This is a genomic window from Micromonospora sp. CA-246542, from assembly GCF_050942905.1.
GTDB lineage: Bacteria > Actinomycetota > Actinomycetes > Mycobacteriales > Micromonosporaceae > Micromonospora.
The window spans coordinates 4,414,510-4,433,366 of sequence record NZ_CP192040.1; the positions used below are offsets into that span (position 1 = coordinate 4,414,510).

Annotated in this window: 15 protein-coding genes and 1 pseudogene; 2 read left to right on the forward strand and 14 right to left on the reverse strand. The window is 69.6% G+C overall.

Going from position 1 to position 18,857, the window contains the following annotated elements:
- Nucleotides 1-13: 13 nt before the first annotated feature.
- From ACQP0N_RS20605 to ACQP0N_RS20625, 5 genes and pseudogenes are all read right to left on the reverse strand, one after another.
- Nucleotides 14-1,084: pseudogene (locus tag ACQP0N_RS20605) on the reverse strand (alpha-hydroxy acid oxidase); the annotation flags it as partial.
- A gap of 5 nt (nt 1,085-1,089) precedes the next feature.
- Nucleotides 1,090-2,169 (reverse strand): 4-hydroxyphenylpyruvate dioxygenase, encoded by a 1,080-nt coding sequence (hppD, locus tag ACQP0N_RS20610; protein ID WP_433113181.1) that lies wholly within the window; start codon nt 2,167-2,169, stop codon nt 1,090-1,092.
- A gap of 45 nt (nt 2,170-2,214) precedes the next feature.
- A complete protein-coding gene (locus ACQP0N_RS20615) occupies nt 2,215-3,570 on the reverse strand; it encodes an NAD(P)/FAD-dependent oxidoreductase (protein WP_433113184.1) in 1,356 nt (451 codons plus the stop codon).
- A 21-nt stretch (nt 3,571-3,591) separates the two neighbouring features.
- Entirely contained in the window at nt 3,592-3,870 is a 279-nt protein-coding gene (locus ACQP0N_RS20620; protein ID WP_355047938.1) for a phosphopantetheine-binding protein, read from the reverse strand.
- A 207-nt stretch (nt 3,871-4,077) separates the two neighbouring features.
- Nucleotides 4,078-4,632: a TetR family transcriptional regulator gene (locus ACQP0N_RS20625; RefSeq protein ID WP_433113187.1), complete on the reverse strand. Its 555-nt coding sequence runs from the start codon at nt 4,630-4,632 to the stop codon at nt 4,078-4,080.
- Nucleotides 4,633-4,865: 233 nt separating this feature from the next.
- Between ACQP0N_RS20625 and ACQP0N_RS20630 the strand changes: the two genes are divergently transcribed.
- Nucleotides 4,866-5,387 carry a methyltransferase family protein gene (locus tag ACQP0N_RS20630; RefSeq protein ID WP_433113190.1) on the forward strand — a complete coding sequence of 174 codons (522 nt, stop codon included), beginning with the start codon at nt 4,866-4,868 and terminating at the stop codon, nt 5,385-5,387.
- Between the two features lie 125 nt (nt 5,388-5,512).
- On the opposite strand, the gene ACQP0N_RS20635 is transcribed toward ACQP0N_RS20630, so the two are convergent.
- From ACQP0N_RS20635 to ACQP0N_RS20655, 5 genes are all read right to left on the reverse strand, one after another.
- A complete protein-coding gene (locus ACQP0N_RS20635) occupies nt 5,513-5,716 on the reverse strand; it encodes a hypothetical protein (protein ID WP_355047935.1) in 204 nt (67 codons plus the stop codon).
- 722 nt (nt 5,717-6,438) lie between these two features.
- Nucleotides 6,439-7,875 (reverse strand): DHA2 family efflux MFS transporter permease subunit, encoded by a 1,437-nt coding sequence (locus ACQP0N_RS20640; protein WP_433113193.1) that lies wholly within the window; start codon nt 7,873-7,875, stop codon nt 6,439-6,441.
- A gap of 9 nt (nt 7,876-7,884) precedes the next feature.
- Complete coding sequence (locus ACQP0N_RS20645) at nt 7,885-8,430, reverse strand: flavin reductase family protein (protein WP_355047933.1); 546 nt, start codon at nt 8,428-8,430, stop codon at nt 7,885-7,887.
- A gap of 5 nt (nt 8,431-8,435) precedes the next feature.
- The gene (locus ACQP0N_RS20650) at nt 8,436-9,995 is read right to left on the reverse strand and encodes an AMP-binding protein (protein WP_433113197.1); all 1,560 of its coding nucleotides are present in this window, start codon (nt 9,993-9,995) and stop codon (nt 8,436-8,438) included.
- Between the two features lie 31 nt (nt 9,996-10,026).
- Nucleotides 10,027-11,163: an acyl-CoA dehydrogenase family protein gene (locus ACQP0N_RS20655; protein ID WP_433113200.1), complete on the reverse strand. Its 1,137-nt coding sequence runs from the start codon at nt 11,161-11,163 to the stop codon at nt 10,027-10,029.
- Between the two features lie 151 nt (nt 11,164-11,314).
- Between ACQP0N_RS20655 and ACQP0N_RS20660 the strand changes: the two genes are divergently transcribed.
- Nucleotides 11,315-11,905 (forward strand): TetR family transcriptional regulator, encoded by a 591-nt coding sequence (locus tag ACQP0N_RS20660; RefSeq protein ID WP_355047930.1) that lies wholly within the window; start codon nt 11,315-11,317, stop codon nt 11,903-11,905.
- Here ACQP0N_RS20660 and ACQP0N_RS20665 read toward each other — a convergent pair.
- Genes ACQP0N_RS20665 through ACQP0N_RS20680 form a run of 4 tightly spaced genes read right to left on the reverse strand, consistent with a single transcriptional unit; the run spans nt 11,883 to nt 18,853 of the window.
- Complete coding sequence (locus ACQP0N_RS20665) at nt 11,883-13,631, reverse strand: hypothetical protein (RefSeq protein WP_433113204.1); 1,749 nt, start codon at nt 13,629-13,631, stop codon at nt 11,883-11,885. The genes ACQP0N_RS20660 and ACQP0N_RS20665 overlap by 23 nt on opposite strands.
- A gap of 8 nt (nt 13,632-13,639) precedes the next feature.
- On the reverse strand, nt 13,640-15,307 hold the full coding sequence (locus tag ACQP0N_RS20670; protein WP_355047928.1) for an NAD(P)/FAD-dependent oxidoreductase: 1,668 nt from the start codon (nt 15,305-15,307) through the stop codon (nt 13,640-13,642).
- A gap of 22 nt (nt 15,308-15,329) precedes the next feature.
- Complete coding sequence (locus ACQP0N_RS20675; protein ID WP_433113207.1) at nt 15,330-17,093, reverse strand: NAD(P)/FAD-dependent oxidoreductase; 1,764 nt, start codon at nt 17,091-17,093, stop codon at nt 15,330-15,332.
- A 20-nt stretch (nt 17,094-17,113) separates the two neighbouring features.
- Complete coding sequence (locus ACQP0N_RS20680) at nt 17,114-18,853, reverse strand: NAD(P)/FAD-dependent oxidoreductase (protein ID WP_355047926.1); 1,740 nt, start codon at nt 18,851-18,853, stop codon at nt 17,114-17,116.
- Between the last annotated feature and the right edge of the window lie 4 nt (nt 18,854-18,857).

The following is an 18,857-nucleotide window of genomic DNA, read 5'->3' on the forward strand; positions in this document are numbered from 1 at the left end:
TGCCGTTGCCCAGCGCCCGCAGGTCGGCGCAGCCCATCATCGCCATCGCATCCTCCAACTCGGCCCGCAGCAACGAGAGCACCCGGCGGGCCCCGGCCCGGCCACCCACCGCCAACCCCCAGAGAGCGGGCCGGCCCACCAGCACCGCGGACGCGCCGAGGGCCAGCGCCCGCGCCACGTCCACGCCGCTGCGGACGCCGCTGTCCAGGAGCACCGCGCACCGGTCGGCCACGGCCGCGACCACCGGCTCCAGCGCCGCGATGCTGGGCACCGCGCCGTCGAGCTGGCGGCCGCCGTGGTTGGACACCACGACCGCGTCCGCTCCGAGGTCCGTCGCGCGCACCGCGTCGTCCGGGTGCAGGACGCCCTTCACGACGATCGGCAGACGCGTCCGTCGCCGCAGCCAGTCCAGATCCCGCCAGGACAGCCTCGGGTCGAACGCGAGACCGGTGTGCACCATCAGCGCCGAACTGTGCAGACCGCCGGAGTGCGCGGGCGCGCCGACCTCCGGCGGCAGGTTGGCGGCCACCACGTCGTCGGGCAGCGTGAACCCGGACCGCATGTCCCGCAGCCGACGACCCATTCGGGGCACGTCGACCGTCAACATGAGAGCCCGGCAGCCAGCGGCCTCGGCGCGGGCCACCAGATCGGCGACCAGCCCTCGGTCGCGCAGCCAGTAGAGCTGCATCCAGACCTCCGCCTGCGTGGCGGCGATCCGCTCGACCGGCTCGCTGCTGAGCATGCTGGCGACGAAGACCGCGCCCTCGTCCCGAGCCGCCTCGGCGAGCGCCACCTCACCGTCCGGATGCAGGAGCCGCTGGTAGGCCATCGGCGCCACCCCGACGGGCAGACCCATCGGCGTGCCCAGCAACTCCGTGCCGAGGTCGCAGGTCTCCGTACCCACCAGCACCCGTGGGACCAGGTGCACCCGGTCGAACGCGTCCCGGTTGTCGCGCAGCGTCGACTCGGTGCCGCTGCCCCCGGCCACGTAGTCCCAGACGGGCTCGGTCAGCACCCGCCGCGCCGCCGACGCCACGTCGTCGAGGCAGAGCAGGCCGGCGAGGTCGGTTCCCTGGGCCGCGATGGTGGTCACAGGACGTCGTGGGTCTTGGTCCGCTCCGCCTCGACCGCCTCGTACAGCGCCCGGATGTTCCCGCTGCCGAAGGTGCGCGCACCCAGCCGCTCGATGACCTCGAAGAAGAACGTCCGGCGCGGATGGGTGGACCTGGCGAAGATCTGGAACAGCTGGCCGTCGTGGTCCTCGTCGACGAGGATGTTGCGGGACCGCAGCTGGTCCACGTCGTAGCGGGCGAGGTCGAGTCGCTGGCCGAGCAGGTCGTAGTAGGTCTCCGGCGTGCGCAGGAACTCCACGCCCCGATCGGTCAACGCCGAGATCGCCGACACGATGTCCGGCGAGCACAGCGCCACGTGCTGCACACCGGGGCCACCGTGCCCCTTGAGGAAGTCGTCAATCTGCCCGGCGGCGGCCGAGGAGTCGGGCTCGATGAGCGTGAGCGTGACCAACCGCGACGGGCTCTGCACCACCTTGGAGAACATCGCCTGGCTGCCGACGAGGATGTGCTCCTCGAACGTCATGTCGAAATCCAGCACCGTGCGGTAGAAGTCGACGGTCGGATCGAGCGTGCCCGCCTCGAGACAGACGGCGAGGTGGTCGACCACACCCAGCCCCAGAGCCGGCCCCGCCTCCGGCAGGTGCCCGTCCGGAAGACCGGGCGTCAGGCCGGGCAGCACCGGGCCGGCCGACCCCTCGGGTGGCTGGACGAACGTGTGCGTCACGTCGCCGAAGCCGCCGACCGTGGCCGTGACGAACCCGTCGCGGACGGTGGGTTCCACCACCGCCCGCGCGCCGCGGGACACCGCGACCTCGAACGCCGCCGTCGCGTCCGCGGTACGCATCGCCAGGTCGGCCACGCCGTCGCCGTGCTGCTGCACGTACAGGCTGGCCGGGTGCTCGTCGGTGAGCCCTTCGGTGACCACGAGAACTGTCGAGCCCTGCCGCAGTGCCACCGACACGTGGTCCTCGTCGCGGCGCGAACCGACGACGGCGAAGCCGTACTGGGCGGCGAGCTCGCGTGCGGCCCAGACCGCGTCGGTCACGTGGAATTCGACGTGGTGCACAGCCAGGTCGCTGAACACACTGCTGCCCACGCTCACTGATGTCCCCCCTACCGGGGCCGCACGGCCCCCTTGTGGTCAGAAGATGGGAGCCGCCGTCGGAGCGGACAGCTCACCGAGATACGGATGCCAGAGGTGTTCGGGGTCCTGCTCAACGGCCCGGATGACGTTCCGCATCTCGACGAGCGCCTTGGGCTCGGCCTCGTCGTACATGTTGCCCTGCAACATCTTCAGCACGTCGAGGCGATACCGCGGGTCCTGGACGAACGCGGTGAACAGGATGTTGAGCCGGTAGTAGGCCGAGATGAACTCGTACCAGTTGCGGACGCCGCGCCGCAGCAGCATCTCGTAGGTGGCGAACCGCTCGCGCTTGAAGTCGCCCGCCTCGGCGGCGGCGATGATGTCGTTACAGGCCAGCCGGGCGCTGTTGAGCGCGATGCTGACGCCGGTGGAGAAGATGGGATCCACGAAGCGGGCGGCGTCCCCGATCATGACGAAGTTGTCGCCGCAGATCTGCTTCATCGCGTAGCTGTAGTCGCCCTCGGCCTTGAACGGCCGCACCTGCTTCGAGCTGCGCAGGGCAGCCTCCAGCTCGGGCCGGCTGCCCACGCACTCCCAGAAGAACCCTTCGAGATCCTCCCGGGCCGCCTCGGCGAACCGGCTCTTCTGGGTGACGACGCCGATCGACGTGACCGTCTCGGTGATGGGGATCTGCCACACCCAACTGTCGGTTAGCGGCAGGAAGTGGATGAAGATGAAGTCCGACTTCGCCTGCTCGGCCGAGAGCGCCTGTCGATCGAAGCCGTCGAACCAGGTGTGGATCGCGTACTGGTTGAAGACCGAGTCGGCCACCTTCACCTTGAGCTGGCTGCCCAACGTGGTGTTCCGGCCACTGGCGTCGATCACCATGCGCACCGGCACCTCGCGTTGCCCGTCCGCGGACCGGGTGTGCAGCACGGGGTGTTCACCCTCGAAGTCGACGCGGTTGACCCGCACGCCGTGGTGGACCTCCGCGCCGAGACTCGCCGCGTTCTCCAGCAGGATCTGGTCGAATTTGCCCCGGTCGACGTGGAACGTGTAATCGCGGTCGACGCCGGCCTGATCCCGCTCGTTGAACATGACCTCGGCGAGCCGGAAGTCGTGGGTGAGGTTGGAGAAGCCCATGTGGCTCACCGGTCGCGACTCGGCCGACGTCCACGCCGCGCCGAACTTGCGCGGGAAGCCGGCCGCCTCGACGGCTTCCATCGCCCCGGTCTCCAACAGCACCGGTGTGGTGGCCGGGACCAACGACTCGCCCACGTGCTCGCGGGGGAAGTGCGCGCTCTCGAAGACCACGACGGACAGCCCCGCCTTGGCCAGGTAGGCGGCGGCCGTGGACCCGGCGGGCCCGCCTCCGATGATGCCGATGTCCCACTCTGCTGGCTTGGTGTTCATGGCGCCTCCTCGGCGGGCCTGTCAGGCGCGCGGCAACGACAGGATCAGGTCGGTGATGGTGTCGAGACTGCGGAAGTGCCGGCCCGTGATGTGCGAGGGCGGCACGTCGACGTCGAGCTCCGCCCGGACGAACGCGATGAGCCGAGCCGTGTTCAACGAGTTCAGAACGCCCCACTCCAGCAGTGGCGAGTCGGGCCGCAGGTCGACTCCGGTGACCGCCTCGTCCTGGTCGCCAATCAGCTCGTGGCGCACGTACACCATCAGTTGGCCGAGTATCTCGTCGCGTTGGTCTGTCGGCACAAACCCCTCCCAGGTCGCCGGACGTGGTCTCCCCCGTGGGGCGTCACCCGGGAGGCCGGGAAACTCACCGGCTCTTCCCCCTCTGATGACATCCCTGTTCGATGAATTCTAGAAGCCCACGCGGGTTCGTCAAGGGGATGCCGTGCAGGGATCGACGTCGGCCACTGGCGCGACGACGGTGGAGCCCGCCCGCCGAGGGCGGACCGATCAGGCCAGGACGCCCGTGAGGTAGGTCTGGATGGCCTTGCCCGTGCCCGCGGCCAGAGCGGCGGCGCTGAGCTCGGCGATCGCCGGGACGCGGAAGACGTACCGGGTGGTGGCGAGACCGATCAGGTGCGAGCCGACCATGGCGGCGCGCAGCTCCGGCTGGGAGTGGCCCAGGGCCCGGGTCAGCGGGAGGATCACCTGGTCGCCGAGGAAGTTCCGGACGGCGTCCGCCGCCATGTCGTTGGCCGTCATCGACCGGAGGATGCCGCCGAGCCGCGCCGCCGTGTCGGGCTCGTCCCAGTGACTGAAGAACAGTTCGACAGCACGTCGGCCGACCTGGCCACGCGGGCCCTTCATCGCCCGCTCCACCAGATCCGGCGGCTGCAGGGCGCCACGCACCGCCGCCTCGAACAGGCCTTCCTTGGTGAGGAAGAAGTGATGCACCAGCGCGCTGTCGACGCCCGCCTCCTGGGCGATGGTGCGCACCGTGGTGCCCTCGTAGCCCCGCTCGGCGAACTGGCCACGAGCGATCTCGAGGATGAGCTGATGGCTCACCGTCGGCCCGACACGTCGCCCCGTCCGTCGTCGTGGAGCACCGTTCGGGGAGCCCTCCGCGCCCACAGATTCACCTTTCCCAGTTCATCGCATGCCCTATTCATCGTATGGGGGCAAACGCCATAGTATCGCCTTCCTACGTGCGGAAATACGGAGGTTCCACAGGCAGGCAACGACAACAGTACGTAACGATGCCTTGACATGGTGCCCCGCACGCGCCGTAGCATGGCGCAGTGCTACGAACACGGGCCGTCGTCGGAAGTCTCGTCTTCTTTTGCGCCGCGCCGGGCGTGGTTGCCGGTCTCGGTCCATGGTGGATTTCCGACTGGGAGGTCGAAACGCCGTTCGCCTACTACCAGCCGGTTCGAGTCCTCGGCGCGCTGATGCTGGTCGCCGCGGTTGCGTTTCTCCTACAGTCGTTCGTGCGCTTCGTCGTGGAGGGTCTGGGCACTCCGGCCCCGGTGGCGCCGACCGAACACCTGGTGATCGGCGGGCCCTACCGGTACGTTCGCAACCCGATGTACGTCGCGGTGGTGACGGCCATCCTCGGCCAGGCACTGATCTTCGGCCAGGCCGCGCTCCTGTGGTACGGGTTGGCCATCGCCCTCATCCAGGCCGCGTTCGTGCGCTTCTACGAGGAACCCGGCCTGCGCCGACGATACGGCGCCGCGTACGACGCCTACCGCGCCGCGGTTCCGGCGTGGATTCCCCGCCTACGGCCGTGGCAGCAGGGGGCCAGCTCACCGCAGGCGTGACCCGATAACCCGCCTCACCAGCCGTGCGGCCGATCGAACGAGCCGCTGACCCGCGAAGGGGCTGCCATGTCGCCTACCCCCGAGGGCTGGCTGCCCTCCGCCCACGACGGAGGGCAGCCAGCCGTCTAGGCGACCCGCTGCCGGGTGGGCAGTTCCGCCTGCGTCACCGATGCCTGGCAACTGGCCGTCAACACCGGCAGCCGCCCGGAGACCTCGGCGATCAACTCCCCGCGCAACAGGTCCTCGCCGGCGGGTTCCCCCCAGATGATGAGCCGGCAGTTCACCTGCTCCGCGCGCACCGATGCCGAGGCCGTCCAGATAATGGGCATACGGTGTCGTGCCGCTCCCAGCAATTCCACCGTGACGAACTCGGGAGCCGTCTTGTCGGTGCCGTCGCACTGTTGGAAGCCGACGTGCGCCGTAATCTCACCACTGCCTAGGTAACTCAATTGAAACATTACGCGGAACTCGTGCCCACCTACATCCGCCGGCAATAGTCCCGCTGTCAATAACAGCCCTTCCGGCTCGTAGAAGAGTACCTGGACATCCGTAACCGCCAGTGCTGATGACTTCATATCCCTGGTGGCCCCATCCCCCATTAGCGTACCGCCAGTTCATCGATGGATGTTATCCTGCCGACGGCCGCGCTGTCCCCCCCTAAATGGGTGGGCGATCACGCGGCACCGGTCGGGTTGCGGACCGTTACGGCCCGAATAGGTCTCATCGGGCATCAGGCGCCGGGCAGAGATGTCGCACACGAATGCGAGCACGGCAATCGGCCGCCACCGGCCAACCCGGTTGACGTGCGCCAATGCCGATGTAGCCCTCCACGACCCTGCGGTCCGCGCCGTGACGTCCCGGACCGGGCACGTCGAGCCGGCGCCCGCCGCCTCCGCGACGCAACCAGCTCCCACCATCGCGCCTGCCGGCATTGCGACACGAGCTACCGGTGGTCAGCCACCTCACCATCGATGGATTCGATCGCGCCAAGCCCCCCTGGCGCGATCGAGGCCCCGACCGCAGGGCCGGGGCCTCGATTCCCGTGGACCTCTCAGGTCGGGGCGCCCGCCGTGAGGACCTCCTCCTCCTCTTCCTCGACCGCGTGGCCGTGACCCTGTGTGCGCAGGTGCGGAATGAACAGGGCGATGACCGCGCCCGCGGCGAGCGCGCAGGCGGCCACCAGGTGGGCCTCCTCCAGGCCGTTGACGAACGTGGCCACGGACTCGTAGCCGCCGTTCGCGCCGAGGATCGCGCCGCCCACCGACACGCCCATCACCGTGCCGGTCTGCCGGATCGCGTTGGACACACCGGACGCCACACCCTCCAACTCGGCGGGTGCGAACCCGAAGGCCAGGCGGCCGATCGGCGCGAGGAAGATGCCCAGGCCGAGCCCGGTGATCACGAACGGCACCACCAGCTTCGAGTACGTCAGGTCGCCGACCACCGAGCCGATCCAGAACACGCCGATCGCCTGCATCGTCAGGCCCAGGATCACCAGCGGCTTGCCACCGATCTTGTCGGTCAGGATGCCCGAGATCGGTGCCGCGATCATCGGCATGGCCGTCCACGGCAGCGTGCGAACGCCAGCCTCCAGTGGGGAGTAGCCGAGAACGCTCTGCAGGTACTGGGTGCCGAGGAAGACGGCGCCGAAGACGCCGAACGGCATGATGATGGTCGCCACCATGGTGAGACTGAAGCCCCGGCTGCGGAACAACGACAGCGGCACCATCGGCGTGCGTGCCCGCGACTGCCAGAAGATGAACACGAGGACGAGGAGACCGCCGACGATGAACCCCGCCAGGATGGAGGGGCTGTCCCAGCCGGCGCTGTTGCCCCGCACCAGGCTGGACACGATGCCGAGCATGCCGGCGGTGACCAGGACGACGCCCACCGGGTCCAGGCGACCGTAGCCGCCACGGCTCTCGCGGACCCGCGTCATCACCGGCAGCAGCAGCAGACCGATGGGCACGTTGACCCAGAAGATCCACTGCCAGGACCAGGTTTCGGTCACCGCGCCGCCGATGACCGGTCCGAGGGCGATACCGAGACCCACCATCGCGCCCCACAATCCGAACGCGTGGCCGCGCTGACGTGCCGGCACCACACTGGCCAACAGCGTGAGGGTCAGCGGGAGGACGACCGCGGCACCCAGGCCCTGCACCGCGCGTGCGGCGATCAGGAATTCGATGTTGTCGGCGAGGCCCGCCAGCCCGGACGCAATGGTGAAGACCAGCAGCGCGATGGTGAAGACCTTGCGCCGGCCGAAGCGGTCACCGAGCGCCGCGCCGGTCAACAGAAAGACGGCGAAGGTGAGCGTGTACGCGTTGACGATCCATTCAAGATCTTCAAGGCTCGCGCCGAGCTCGGTACGGATGACCGGTAGCGTCGTCGTGACGACGAGGGTGTCGATTGCGACCATGAACACCGCGACCAGGGCCGCGACCCAGGTCCATGCGGCGCTGTGGGTCGCTGGTTGGTTCTTGTCCACTCTGTTTCCCTACTCGAGATGGATTGACTGGGAAGGATCGCTGGGACGCTGCCCGTTGCGCTCCTCTCGTCGGTAATGGGGGCGAGAGACCCGGACATATGTCCCGCGCCAATACCCCAGCGGGAATCGGTCCGGCGCCGTCGCCCCGCCGACGAGACGGCCGAGCACGATGGCGTGATCACCAGCGGTGATCACGTCATGCAGCGCGCACTCGGTGAAGGCGACGGTCGGTTCCAGCCGTGGCATGCCGGCCACGTCGCCGGGACGCCAGGCCACATTGGCGAACTTGTCGCTGCTGTAGCTGGCGAACAGTTCGGAGACCTCGTGGCCGTCGGCGTCGAGGAAGTTGACGGCGAATCCGCCGGTCTCCCGGATGGCGTCCAGGGTCGAACTCACCTGCCGCACGCAGAACAGCAGCAGTGGCGGGTCCTTGGAGACGCTGCAGACCGACGACGAGGTCAGGCCGTGCGGCCGACCGGACGCGTCGATCGCGGTCACCACGCTGACGCCGCTGGCCAGCGAGCCCATGATCGCCAGGAACGTACTCGGTTCCACGTTGACTAGTTCGGTGCCAGTAATGGTCCACCTCCTTCGATCGCCGCCAGCAGCGCGGCTCGATCGGTCTTTCCGTTCGGGGTGAGCGGTAGGCTCGTGGCCGCCTGGACGGAGTCGACGATCATGTAGGTCGGCAGCTGCCCGGCGCACCAGCGCTTGATCTCCAGCAGGCCGGGCCGGCGATCGCCCGCCGGCACCACGACCGCGTGCAGCCGCGCGGCGAGCCCAACGCCGGCGACGACCACCGCGGCCGCCGCTACGTCCGGATGCGCGGCGAGGACGGCCTCGATCTCGCCGGGCTCCACCCGGTTGCCGCGCACCTTGGCCATGTCGTCGCGGCGGCCCAGGTATTCCAGCGTGCCCTCGGGCGACATCCGCCCGAGATCACCCGTTCGGTACGGTCCACGCTGCGGCTCCCGCCCCCAGTAGCCGAGCATCACCGTGGGCCCGTCCGCCACGATCTCGCCCTCCGGGCAGTCGCCACCACCAGCGGCACCTGCCCCGTCGAGGCTCGGCGGGGCCAGGGTCAGCACCGCGCCGCTGGCCGGTCGGCCGATCGGCAACGGGCGGTCGCGCCCCTCGTCGGCGTCGGTCACCTCGTACGACGCGCAGACGTTGGTCTCGGTGGGCCCGTACCAGTTGAGCAGCCGTACGCCCGGCCAGGCGGTACGGAGTTCGTGCACGTACCGGATCGGCATCACCTCACCGGCGAAGACGCAGGCCCGCAGGGCCGGCGGCGGCGGGCCGTCCAGCAACCCGCCGTCCCGGATCATCAGGGTCAGCGCGGACGGCACGGAGTACCAGATGGTGATGCCCTCGTCGCGCACGAACCGCGCCAGCTGCACCGGCGCGTAGGCCAGCTCGGCCGGGACCAGGTGCACCGACGCGCCCGCGCGGAAAGCCGCGTAGAGGTCGAAGACCGACAGGTCGAAGTTGAACGGCGCGTGGTTGGCCAGCCGGTCCCGTGGCGACACGCCGAGCAGGTCACCGGCCCACTCGACGAACGCCGCCGCGTTGCGGTGGCTCAGGCAGACACCCTTCGGGGCTCCCGTCGACCCGGAGGTGTAGAGGATGTACGCGGGTTCGTCCGGGGCCGGTCGGTGCACCGGCGGTAGGTCACCCTCGGCTCCCAACCGCTGCAACTCGTCCAACGACACGAGCGGTGGCCCGTCCGGAACGCCGCCCTCGCGGGCGACCCGGTCCGCGGACGGACCGTCCGCCACGACGACGGTCGCCGCGCAGTCGGCCGCGATGCGCCACACCCGGGCGGGTGGGTTCGCCGCGGACACCGGAACGTACGGCGCCCCCAACGACAGCGCCGCCTGCATGACGGCCACCGCGTCGGCCCGCTTGTCGGACCAGAGCACCACCCGGTCGCCCGGGGACACCCCCGCGCGCGCCAGCCCCGCCGCCAGGCGCCGCGCTGCCGTCGCCAGCTCCGCGTACGAGAGCTGACCGTCGTCCGCGATCACCGCCGGCGCGTCCGGTGTACGCCGGGCCCACTCGGCCACGTAGCCGTGGATTCCCGCGCCACCCGGCACGTCGGACTGGTCCACGTCCCGCACGGTCGACACCTCCCTGGTCAAGCCGCGGCCCTCACAGGCCCAGTTCGCGGGCGATGAGCAGCCGTTGGACGTCCGACGTGCCGGAGAAGATCGTGCTGGGGACGGCGTCGCGCAGCATGGTCTCGATCCCGGTGTCGCGCAGGTATCCGAGTCCACCGAACAGGCGCACCGCGTCGAGCGCCCCGGCGACCGCCGCCTCCGAGACGGCCAGCTTCGACAACGCCACGTTGAGTTCCGAGCCGCCGCCGTTGTCCATCTCCCAGCAGCAGCGATAGAGCAACAGCCGCGCCGACTCGGTCCGCAGCTTCATCTCGACGATCCGGTTCGCGACCGCCTGGAAGTCGCTGATGCGCCGGCCGAACTGACGGCGCGTCCTCGCGTGCTCGACGCAGCGTTCCACCAGGCGGTCCAGCAGGCCGACGTATCCGGCGAACAGGCAGGCCCGCTCCCAGCGCATCGAGTGCTGGAAGATCGCGGCGCCCTGGCCCGGCTCGCCGAGCACCCGCTGCGCCGGCACGAGGCAGTCCTGAAAGGACACCCGACCGGCCGGCGCCGACACGAGGCCCATCTTGTCGAACGGCTCGCTGACCGTCAGGCCGGGAGTGTCCCGGTCCAGCACGAACGCGGTGACACCGAGATGGGCGGCCGCCGGATCGGTGGTCGCGTAGGTCACCAGCACGTCGGCCACCGGTCCGTTGGTCACGAACGTCTTCTCACCGTTGAGCAGGTAGCCGTCCGCCGTCTCCGTCGCGCTGACGGCGAGCCGCGAGACGTCGGACCCCGCGCCCGCCTCGGTCATCGCGTTGCCGGCCACCACCTCGCCCGAGCAGATTCGCGGTAGGAGGCCCTTCTTCACCTCCGGTGTGCCGAACCCGGCGATCGGCACCGCGCACGCGAACTGGTGCGCACTGGCCGCGAACACCAGACCCGTGTCCACGCACCCCCGACCGAACGCCTCGACACGCAGCGCGGTGTCCAGGGCGCCCAGCCCGCCGCCGCCGTACTCCGTGGGAATGCACAGGCCGAGCAGCCCGAGCCGACCGAGACGCCGCCAGGCCTCGCGGTCGTGCAGCCGGCTGGCGTCGGCGGTGGGCGGGAACGCCCGCTCGGCGCTCGCGCGCACCTCGTCGTAAGCGTCCCGCTGTTCAGGCGTCCAGGCGAAGTCCACGGTGCCCCCTCGGCCGCGCCGTGAACCGGCGTGACGGAATGACCGGCTTGCAGGAGCAACCCGGACCGGACTGACATATCATCAAAGGTCTAGACTCAGGCATTTGATCGGGCCGTGCGCTCGGGCGTACGGGAACTCGTAAGAGGTTGCCTTGACGACGCAGCAGGGATTCGACGGTGGCAGCGGCATCCGGCAGGCGATCCTCGACGTCACCCGGCGGGAGATCTCCGAGTGCGGCCTGACCGGGGTGAGCATCCGCAGCGTCGCTCGACGCGTGGGTGTCGACCCGCGGCTGGTGCGGCACTACTACGGCTCCAAGGAGCAGCTCCTGCGGCACGCGGTGCAGGTCGACGGCAACCCCGTCGAGCTGGCCGAACAGCTGCTGGCCGGCAGCCGTCGCCGGCTGGGTCGGGCCACCGCGACCGCCCTGCTCACCCACTGGGACAGCCCTCGTACGACGATCTCCTACCGGGCCCGGCTGTCGGCCTCGCTGACCAGCGACGAGATCGCCGAGCTGATGCGCGACGAGTTCGTCCGGGCCTTCTTCGGCACGTTGGCCGAGGGCGTCAGCCCCGACCGACACGAGCTGCGGGCGGCGCTCGCCGCGTCCCAGGTGATCGGCCTGGCCCTGTGCCGCTACCTGATCGACGGCACCGAGCTGTCCCGGCACGACCGCGACGATCTGGCCCGGATGATGGGTCGCACGATCCAGCACTACCTCACCGCCGACCTGGCTGAGTGACGCCGGGCGCGTCGGCGGCCGAGCCGTCCGCGCGTTCGACGTCGTGGGCCGCCAGCCGTCCGTCGTCGACCGACGCCCGCCCCCGGGTCGGCGGCGGCGCGTCATCCCGCCGGCCGGTCACGTTGTCCTTGGTGAGCAGCCGCTTGAAGTCCGCGGGCGCCACCGTCATGACCCAGGCCACCATGAGGAGCCGACGGGGCATCGTGAAGTGGTAGTACCGCGCGTTCGGGTCGCCGAACCGGTACAGCGGCGGCACGAACCGCGCCCGGCGCAGCTCGCGGAAGATCATGTCCGCCGCCTCGGCCGGCCGCAGCCCACCGGCCCGGACCCGGGCGAACACCTCGAAGAACCAGTCCAACATCTGGCGCAGACCGTCCGGGGTGCGGAACCACAGTCCGCCGTCGGCGAACCGCTCGACCGGATCCCACGTCCCGGCGGCCAGGGCATCGTTGGTGGCCCGCTTCAACGACAGGTGGCCCAGGATCTGCCAGAGCAGCCAGACCCGGCTGTACGCGTTCCACAACGCGAAGCTCCCGGCGGCCGTGCGGGCAGCGGCCAGGATCTGGTCGTTGAACTCGATCAGGGCGTCCTGGAAGGCCGCCGCCTCGGCCAGCACGACGCCCGTCGCCGGATCGTCGCGCAGCGCTCGCGGCAGCGCGGCCCCGAGCGCGTGGACCATCTCCGCCGTCATCGTCACGTCCCGGGACAGGAACTCGTCGGTACGGCAGGCCGACCGCTCCATCGCGAACCACCGTGGCCCGTGGGTCACCGCCGCACGGCGCTGCCAGTGGGGCGAGGTGGTCCAGCCGCCCTCTGCCGTGGCGGACGCGAACTGCTCCGCCAGGCTCGGGAAGGGCGCGACCAGGGCCCGGAACGCGGCGTCCGGGTCCGCCGGCAGGTCGTCGAACCGGTCGTGGTCCAGCCCCACCGTCACGCTGCACAGGTCGCTGGCCGCGTCGTCGTGGTTGCGGAAGTCCACCACCTGGATCCAGCCGCCGTCGAAGAGGTGGTGCACGGTCCCCCGCGACCAGGTCGTCGCCCGGTGGTAGTCGGCGAGCCGGGTGCACTCCTCGAACGGCCGGACGCCGCGCAGGTGGGCGTGCATCATCTTCGACCGCAGCAACAGCGGCTTCGGATCACCCTCGGCGGTCGCCGCCCGCAGTGGTGTCTCCTGGTCGCGGGCGTCCACCACGAACCGCGCGGTCACCGTCCGTCCGGAGCCGAAGGTCAGGTGTACGGCCTCCGGGGCCAGCCGGACCTCGGTGGTGGACGCCCGTTCCGGCAGCACCGTCGCGCCGTACCGCACGGCCAGCTCCCGGGCGTACCCGTCGACGACCGGCCGGTAGAGGTGCCACTCGCTGTGCTCGCCCGGCACGTGGAACTGCACGGCGTGCGCCGGGTCGTGCCGGCGGCCCGCCGTGTGGTGCAGGAAGGCGAGGCTCTTCTTGATCCCGCTGGTCTTGCGCACCGCGTCCGGCAGGTCCTCGAAGTGCGCGAAGGAGGCGATCTCCGGCACGTCGAACCGCTCGGCCAGCAGGTGCAGCACAGCGGTCGTGTACGGCACGGTGCTGTCGCCCGACGGCAGCACCGTGTCGTCGGGCGAGCCGACGAGCAGGACCCGCAGGTCCTGCCTGGCCAGTACCGTGGCGAGCAGGCCGGTCGCCAGATGGCTGCCCAGGATCACGACGTCGTACGACACCGGGGCGTCGGGTTCGATGGTGGTCATCCGGTCTCCTAGAAGATCTTCCGGCCCATGAGCTGCTCCTTGCCGGCCTCGCGCAGGAAGCCGAGCATCAGCCGCCGCACGTCCGGCGGCGCCTTGGTCGCGGCCCAGAGCATCGTCCGGCCGATCTTGAGCGGGGTCGGGTTGATGAACCGCAGGTGGCGGTCCTTCCAGCCCCAGTGGTCCGGCACGAAGGGCGCCCGGTTGAGGTGGTCGTAGAGGGCGTCCGCCGCCTCGTCGCCGGTGATCTTGCCGGCCTCGAAGTCACCGCACTGCTTGACCATGTCCTCGAACAGCTCGCCGTAGCCCTCGTGGTCGGACCAGTGCAGACCCGGGTTCTTCACCTCTTCCAGCTCGTTCAGATGCCGCTCGTCGCCGGTGGAGCGCCACCGGCGGTACGCCTCGTGGGCGCGGAAGGTGCCGGCGTTCGAGCCCCACGCCCAGATCCGGAACACGGCCGTCCACAGCGAGTAGTGCTCGAACGAGGCGTACGCGGCGTTGACCAGCTTGTCGTTGCCGTCGAACAGCGCCTGCTGGCGGGTGTTCACCCCCTCGAACCGGTCGGCCGAGAAGTCGTCGTCCCCCACCGCCCGCAGGATCCGCCAGGCCAGCACGTTGACCGCCTCGCAGGTGTTGGACAGACCGCGGGAGAACAGCGGGTCGATGAACGCCGCGGCGTGGGCAAGCAGCACCCAGCGGTCACCGACGGTGGTCTTGGACGAGTACTGCACCCGGTCCGTGCCCACCCACTCCCGCATCGGTCGGGCGCCCTCGAACTGCGCCGCCATGCCGGGGAACCGCTGCATGTGCTTCCAGAAGTCCTCCTCCGGCGACATGCCGGGCGTCTTCGGGTACATCCGCGGGTCCATCGTGAGGCCCACGCTGCACAGCGGGTTCTTCGAGTCCTTGTGGTTGTTGAACGCGATCACCCACGACCAGCCGCGCGGGAACAGGTGGTGGACGGTGCCCTCGTAGAACGGCACCGGCGGCTTGTCCGCGCCGGTGCGCTGGAACACCTCGTCCGTGGTCTTGAGGTCGATCATGTGGTTCCAGACGGCCCGCGAGTGGTGCTTGTACCGGCACGGGTCCTCGCGCAGCCCGAACTTCTCGGCCAGCGGCGACCGGTAACCGCTGGCGTCCACCACGTACCGGCTGCGGAACTGCTCGCCCCGGGTCGAGCTGACCGTGACGCCGGAGTCGTCGAAGTCGACGTCGGCGATCGTGAAGTTCACCCGCGCCGTGCAGCCGTACTTGATCGCCGCGTGGAACAGGTACGCGTCGGTGTCCTGCCGGTACATGTGCGGCGTCTCGTGCAGCAGGCTCGGGAAGTTGAACATCGTGACCTGCTTCGGGTCCTGCGGCTTGCCCTCCTGGTGGTTGAGGAAGGCGAAGTGGTCCTTCTTGCCGTGCCAGGGCGAAATGATCTTCTGGCAGGCGGTAAGCGTCGCCAGGGTCATCAACTCCGGCACCTTGTACCGCTCGGACATGGTCCGCAGCGACACCAGCATGTTGGGGATGGTCGACTCCCCGATGGCGAACTTCGGGTGCGCCTTGGCATCGACCAGCAGCACCTTCGCCCCGTTGCGGGCCAGGATCGCGCCGAGCATCGAGCCGGCGAAACCCGCGCCGAGGATGGCGACGTCATAGGTGGCCTTCTCGGCCTCGATCAATTCACTCACCGTGTACTCCAATTTCCTCGGGTTACTTCGGCTCGGGGACGCGCAGCCGGGAGCCGAGCACCGGCCAGCCAGCGAGTTTCTGCTTGATCTCCTCGACCGGCTCGAACTCGCCCCGGGCGAAGCGCTTGCGCATGAAGAGGGTCAGACCCTCGTAGGTGAGCTCACCGATCGCCGGCGGCGCGTCCCGCTTCGCCCAGCGCAGGGTGCCGAGCACCTTGGCCGCGGACGCGCCGGTGATCCGGATCGCCGGGTCGGCCAGCCCGAACGCCGGCGGCACGAACCGCGCGCTGGCGAGCTGGTCGCGGATCTGCTTGGCGACGTCCTTCGGCTCCGCCTCCCCCGCGTCGACGGCACGCATCATCCGGCTGACGCCGGCCAGGAACTCGAGCACCTCGGCGTGGTCCGGGTCGTCGACCTTCGACCGGTCGAACTCGCGCAGCTCCACCCGCCACCACGGCCGTTCCATCCGCCGCAGCACGGCGGGATCACGGGTCTTGGAGTAGAGCGCGTAACCGCGGTTGATCTCGAAGGTGGAGAGGATCTGGGTCAGCGCCCACACCCGGAACCAGGCATCCCACAGGTCCCAGTCCCGGAACGCGATGTACGCGTTGTTGACCAGATCGTCGTTGAAGTCGAGCTGGCCCTGCTCGAGCTCCTGCACGTACTCGAACCGCTCGACGGCGAAGTCGTCGTCCTTGAGCGCGTCCAGCAGCCGCTGGGTCAGCGCGTTGATGATCTCCATGGTGTTCGACAGGCCACGCGAGAACAGCGCGTCGACGAAGCCCGCCGCGTGCGACATGAGGCACCAGCGGTAGCCGACCGTCTTCTTCGGCGAGTACTGCAGGCGGCCCGTGCGCACCCACTCGCGCACCGGGGTGGCGTTGGTGAACTGCTGCGCGATGCCCGGGTACCGGTCAAGGAACTGGCGGAACTCCTCCTCCGGCGAACAGTCCGGCACCGGGTACCGGCGCGGGTCGAACTGCACGCCGACGCTGCACAGGTCATTGGTCGACCGGGGGTGGTTGTCGAACGGGATCACCCACATCCAGCCGCCCTCGAAGATGTGGTGCAGCGTCCCCTCGTGCCAGCGGGTCGGGTTGCCGTACGTGCCGCGCGGGGCGAAGTCGTCGAACGGCCGCACACCGACCATGTGCGTGAACAGCGAGCGGGAGTGGTGTTCCAGCCGGGTCGGCTCCTCCCGCAGGTCGAACTGCTCGGCCAGCGCCGAACGGAATCCGCTGGCGTCCACCAGGTAGCGGGCCCGCACGGGCGCGCCGGGGCCGACGTCGAGCGTCACGCCGTCCTCGTCGACCTGCACGCCCGCGATGCGCGTCTGCTGCCGGATCACGGCGCCGTACTTCGCCGCGACCGTGAGCATGAAGTTGTCGATGTCCTGCCGGAAGAAGTGGTTCTCGGTGTTCAGGATCTTCGGGATCTGGAACATGTTCGCTTCTTCGGGCCGCTGCTGCTCGCCCGGGCGCTGGTAGACGAAGCCGAAGTTCCTCTTCACCCCACCGGTGGTGTTGATGTGCGCGTACACCGACTCGAAGGTGCTCAGGTACTTGATCTCCGGCACGCCGTACCGCTCGCTGATCAGCCGCATCGCCATCGACGTGTACGGGATCGTCGACTCGCCGACGGCGAAGCGGGGGTGCGTGCCGGCGTCGATCACCAGCGTGTACGCGCCGTTGGCGGCCAGGCACGCCGCCAGGGTGGAGCCCGCCAGCCCGGAGCCGATCACCACCACGTCGAACATCCCGTTGTGCGCGGCCGCACCTTCCATCATGGACTCCTTATCCATTGGATTCACTTCGGCGTCGGGACGCGGAGTCGCTTGCCGACCACGGGCCAGCGCGCGATGAGGTGCTTGAGTTCCTCGCCGACGGCGAACTCGCCGGGCGAGAAGCGCTTCTTCATGAAGAGCGTCAGGCCGTCGTAGGTGAGGTCGCCGACGGCCTTCGGCGCCTTCTTGCGGGCCCAGCGCAGGGTCTTGCCGATCTCGAAGAAGTTGGCGTCGGTCCACTGGTTGTCCGGGTCGGCCAGGCCCCACGCGGGCGGCACGAAGTCCGCCTCACGCAGCAGCCGCAGCAGTTCGGCGGCCGTCTCCCCGGAGTCCGCCCGCCCCTCCTGCACGGCCCGGGTCATGTCGTTGACCTGCTGCAACAGGACCATGACCGCCCCGTACGGCGAGTCCTGCGGGATGACCCGACCCCGCCACCACGGCCGCTCCAAGGGGGCCAGCACCGCCGGGTCGCGGGTGTCCAGGAAGCGGGCGTACGCCCGGTTCACCTCGAAGGTGGCGATGAACTGCCCGAGGGACCAGATGCGGAACCAGGCGTCCCACAGCCGCCAGTCACCGAACGAGGTGTACGCGTTGGCGACCAGGTCGTCGTTGAAGTCGAGCAGACCCTGCTCGAACTCCTGCATGTACTCGAACCGCTCGACCGAGAAGTCGTCGTCCTCGATCGCGGAGAGCAGCCGGTGCACCAACGCGTGCATCGTCTCCAGCGAGTTCGACAGCCCCCGGGAGAACAGCGGGTCCAGGAAGCCGGCGGCGTGCGAGGTGAGGCACCAGCGGTAGCCGACCGTCTGCCGCGACGAGTACTGCAGCCGGCCGGTGCGCGTCCAGTCCCGCACCGAGCGGGCGTCGGCGAACTGCGGTTCGATGTCCGGGTACTGCGCGATGAACCGGCGGAACTCCTCCTCCGGCGAGCAGTCCGGCACCGGGTGGATCCGCGGGTCGAGCTGGAGGCCGACGCTGCACAGGTCGTTGGTGCCGCGCAGGTGGTTGTCGAACGGGATCACCCACATCCAGCCGCCCCGGAACAGGTGGTGCAGCGTGCCGTCGTGCCACGGGCTCGGGTGCCCGTAGCGGGACTTGGGGGCCAGCTCGTCGTACGGCCGGATGCCGACCATGTGGGTGAACAGCGACCGCGACTGGTGTCGGAACCGGGTCGGATCCTCCCGCAGGCCGAACTGCTCGGCCAGAACCGAGCGGAAGCCGCTGGCGTCGACCACGAACTTGGCCCGGAAGTGGCCGCCGGTGTGCTTCAGCGTCGCGCCGTCGTCGTCGATCTCCACGCCGGTGATCCGCACCTGCTGGCGGACCGTGGTGCCGTACTTGGCGGCGACCGTGAGCATCCAGTTGTCGATGTCCTGGCGGTAGAAGTGGCTCTCGGTGTGGGTGACCTTGGGGATCGGGAACATGTGGGTCTCGCGCGGGTCCTGGCGCTCCCCCGGCCGGTGGTAGACGAACCCGAAGTTGCGCTTGACCCCCGACGTCGTGTTGATCTTGGACTGGACGCCCTCGAAGGTGGACAGCCACTTGATCTCGGGAACCCCGTACCGCTCGCTGACCAGCCGCATCATCATCGACGTCGCTGGAATGGTCGACTCGCCGATGGCGAACCGCGGATGGGTCGTACCGTCGACGATCAGCACCTTCGCGCCGTTGCGGGCCAGGCACGCGGCCAGCATGGTCCCGGACAGGCCGGACCCGATGATCGCAACGTCGTACTCCGGCGTGCTGCGCGGATGATCAGTCATGTCG

What these genes read in the sequence shown, in the direction of transcription:
- ACQP0N_RS20615 (WP_433113184.1), bottom strand. Translation starts at nt 3,570, where the DNA reads ATGAACACCAAGCCAGCAGAGTGGGACATCGGCATCATCGGAGGCGGG.
- ACQP0N_RS20635 (WP_355047935.1), bottom strand. Translation starts at nt 5,716, where the DNA reads ATGCCCATTATCTGGACGGCCTCGGCATCGGTGCGCGCGGAGCAGGTG.
- ACQP0N_RS20665 (WP_433113204.1), bottom strand. Translation starts at nt 13,631, where the DNA reads ATGACCACCATCGAACCCGACGCCCCGGTGTCGTACGACGTCGTGATC.
- ACQP0N_RS20675 (WP_433113207.1), bottom strand. Translation starts at nt 17,093, where the DNA reads ATGATGGAAGGTGCGGCCGCGCACAACGGGATGTTCGACGTGGTGGTG.
- ACQP0N_RS20680 (WP_355047926.1), bottom strand. Translation starts at nt 18,853, where the DNA reads ATGACTGATCATCCGCGCAGCACGCCGGAGTACGACGTTGCGATCATC.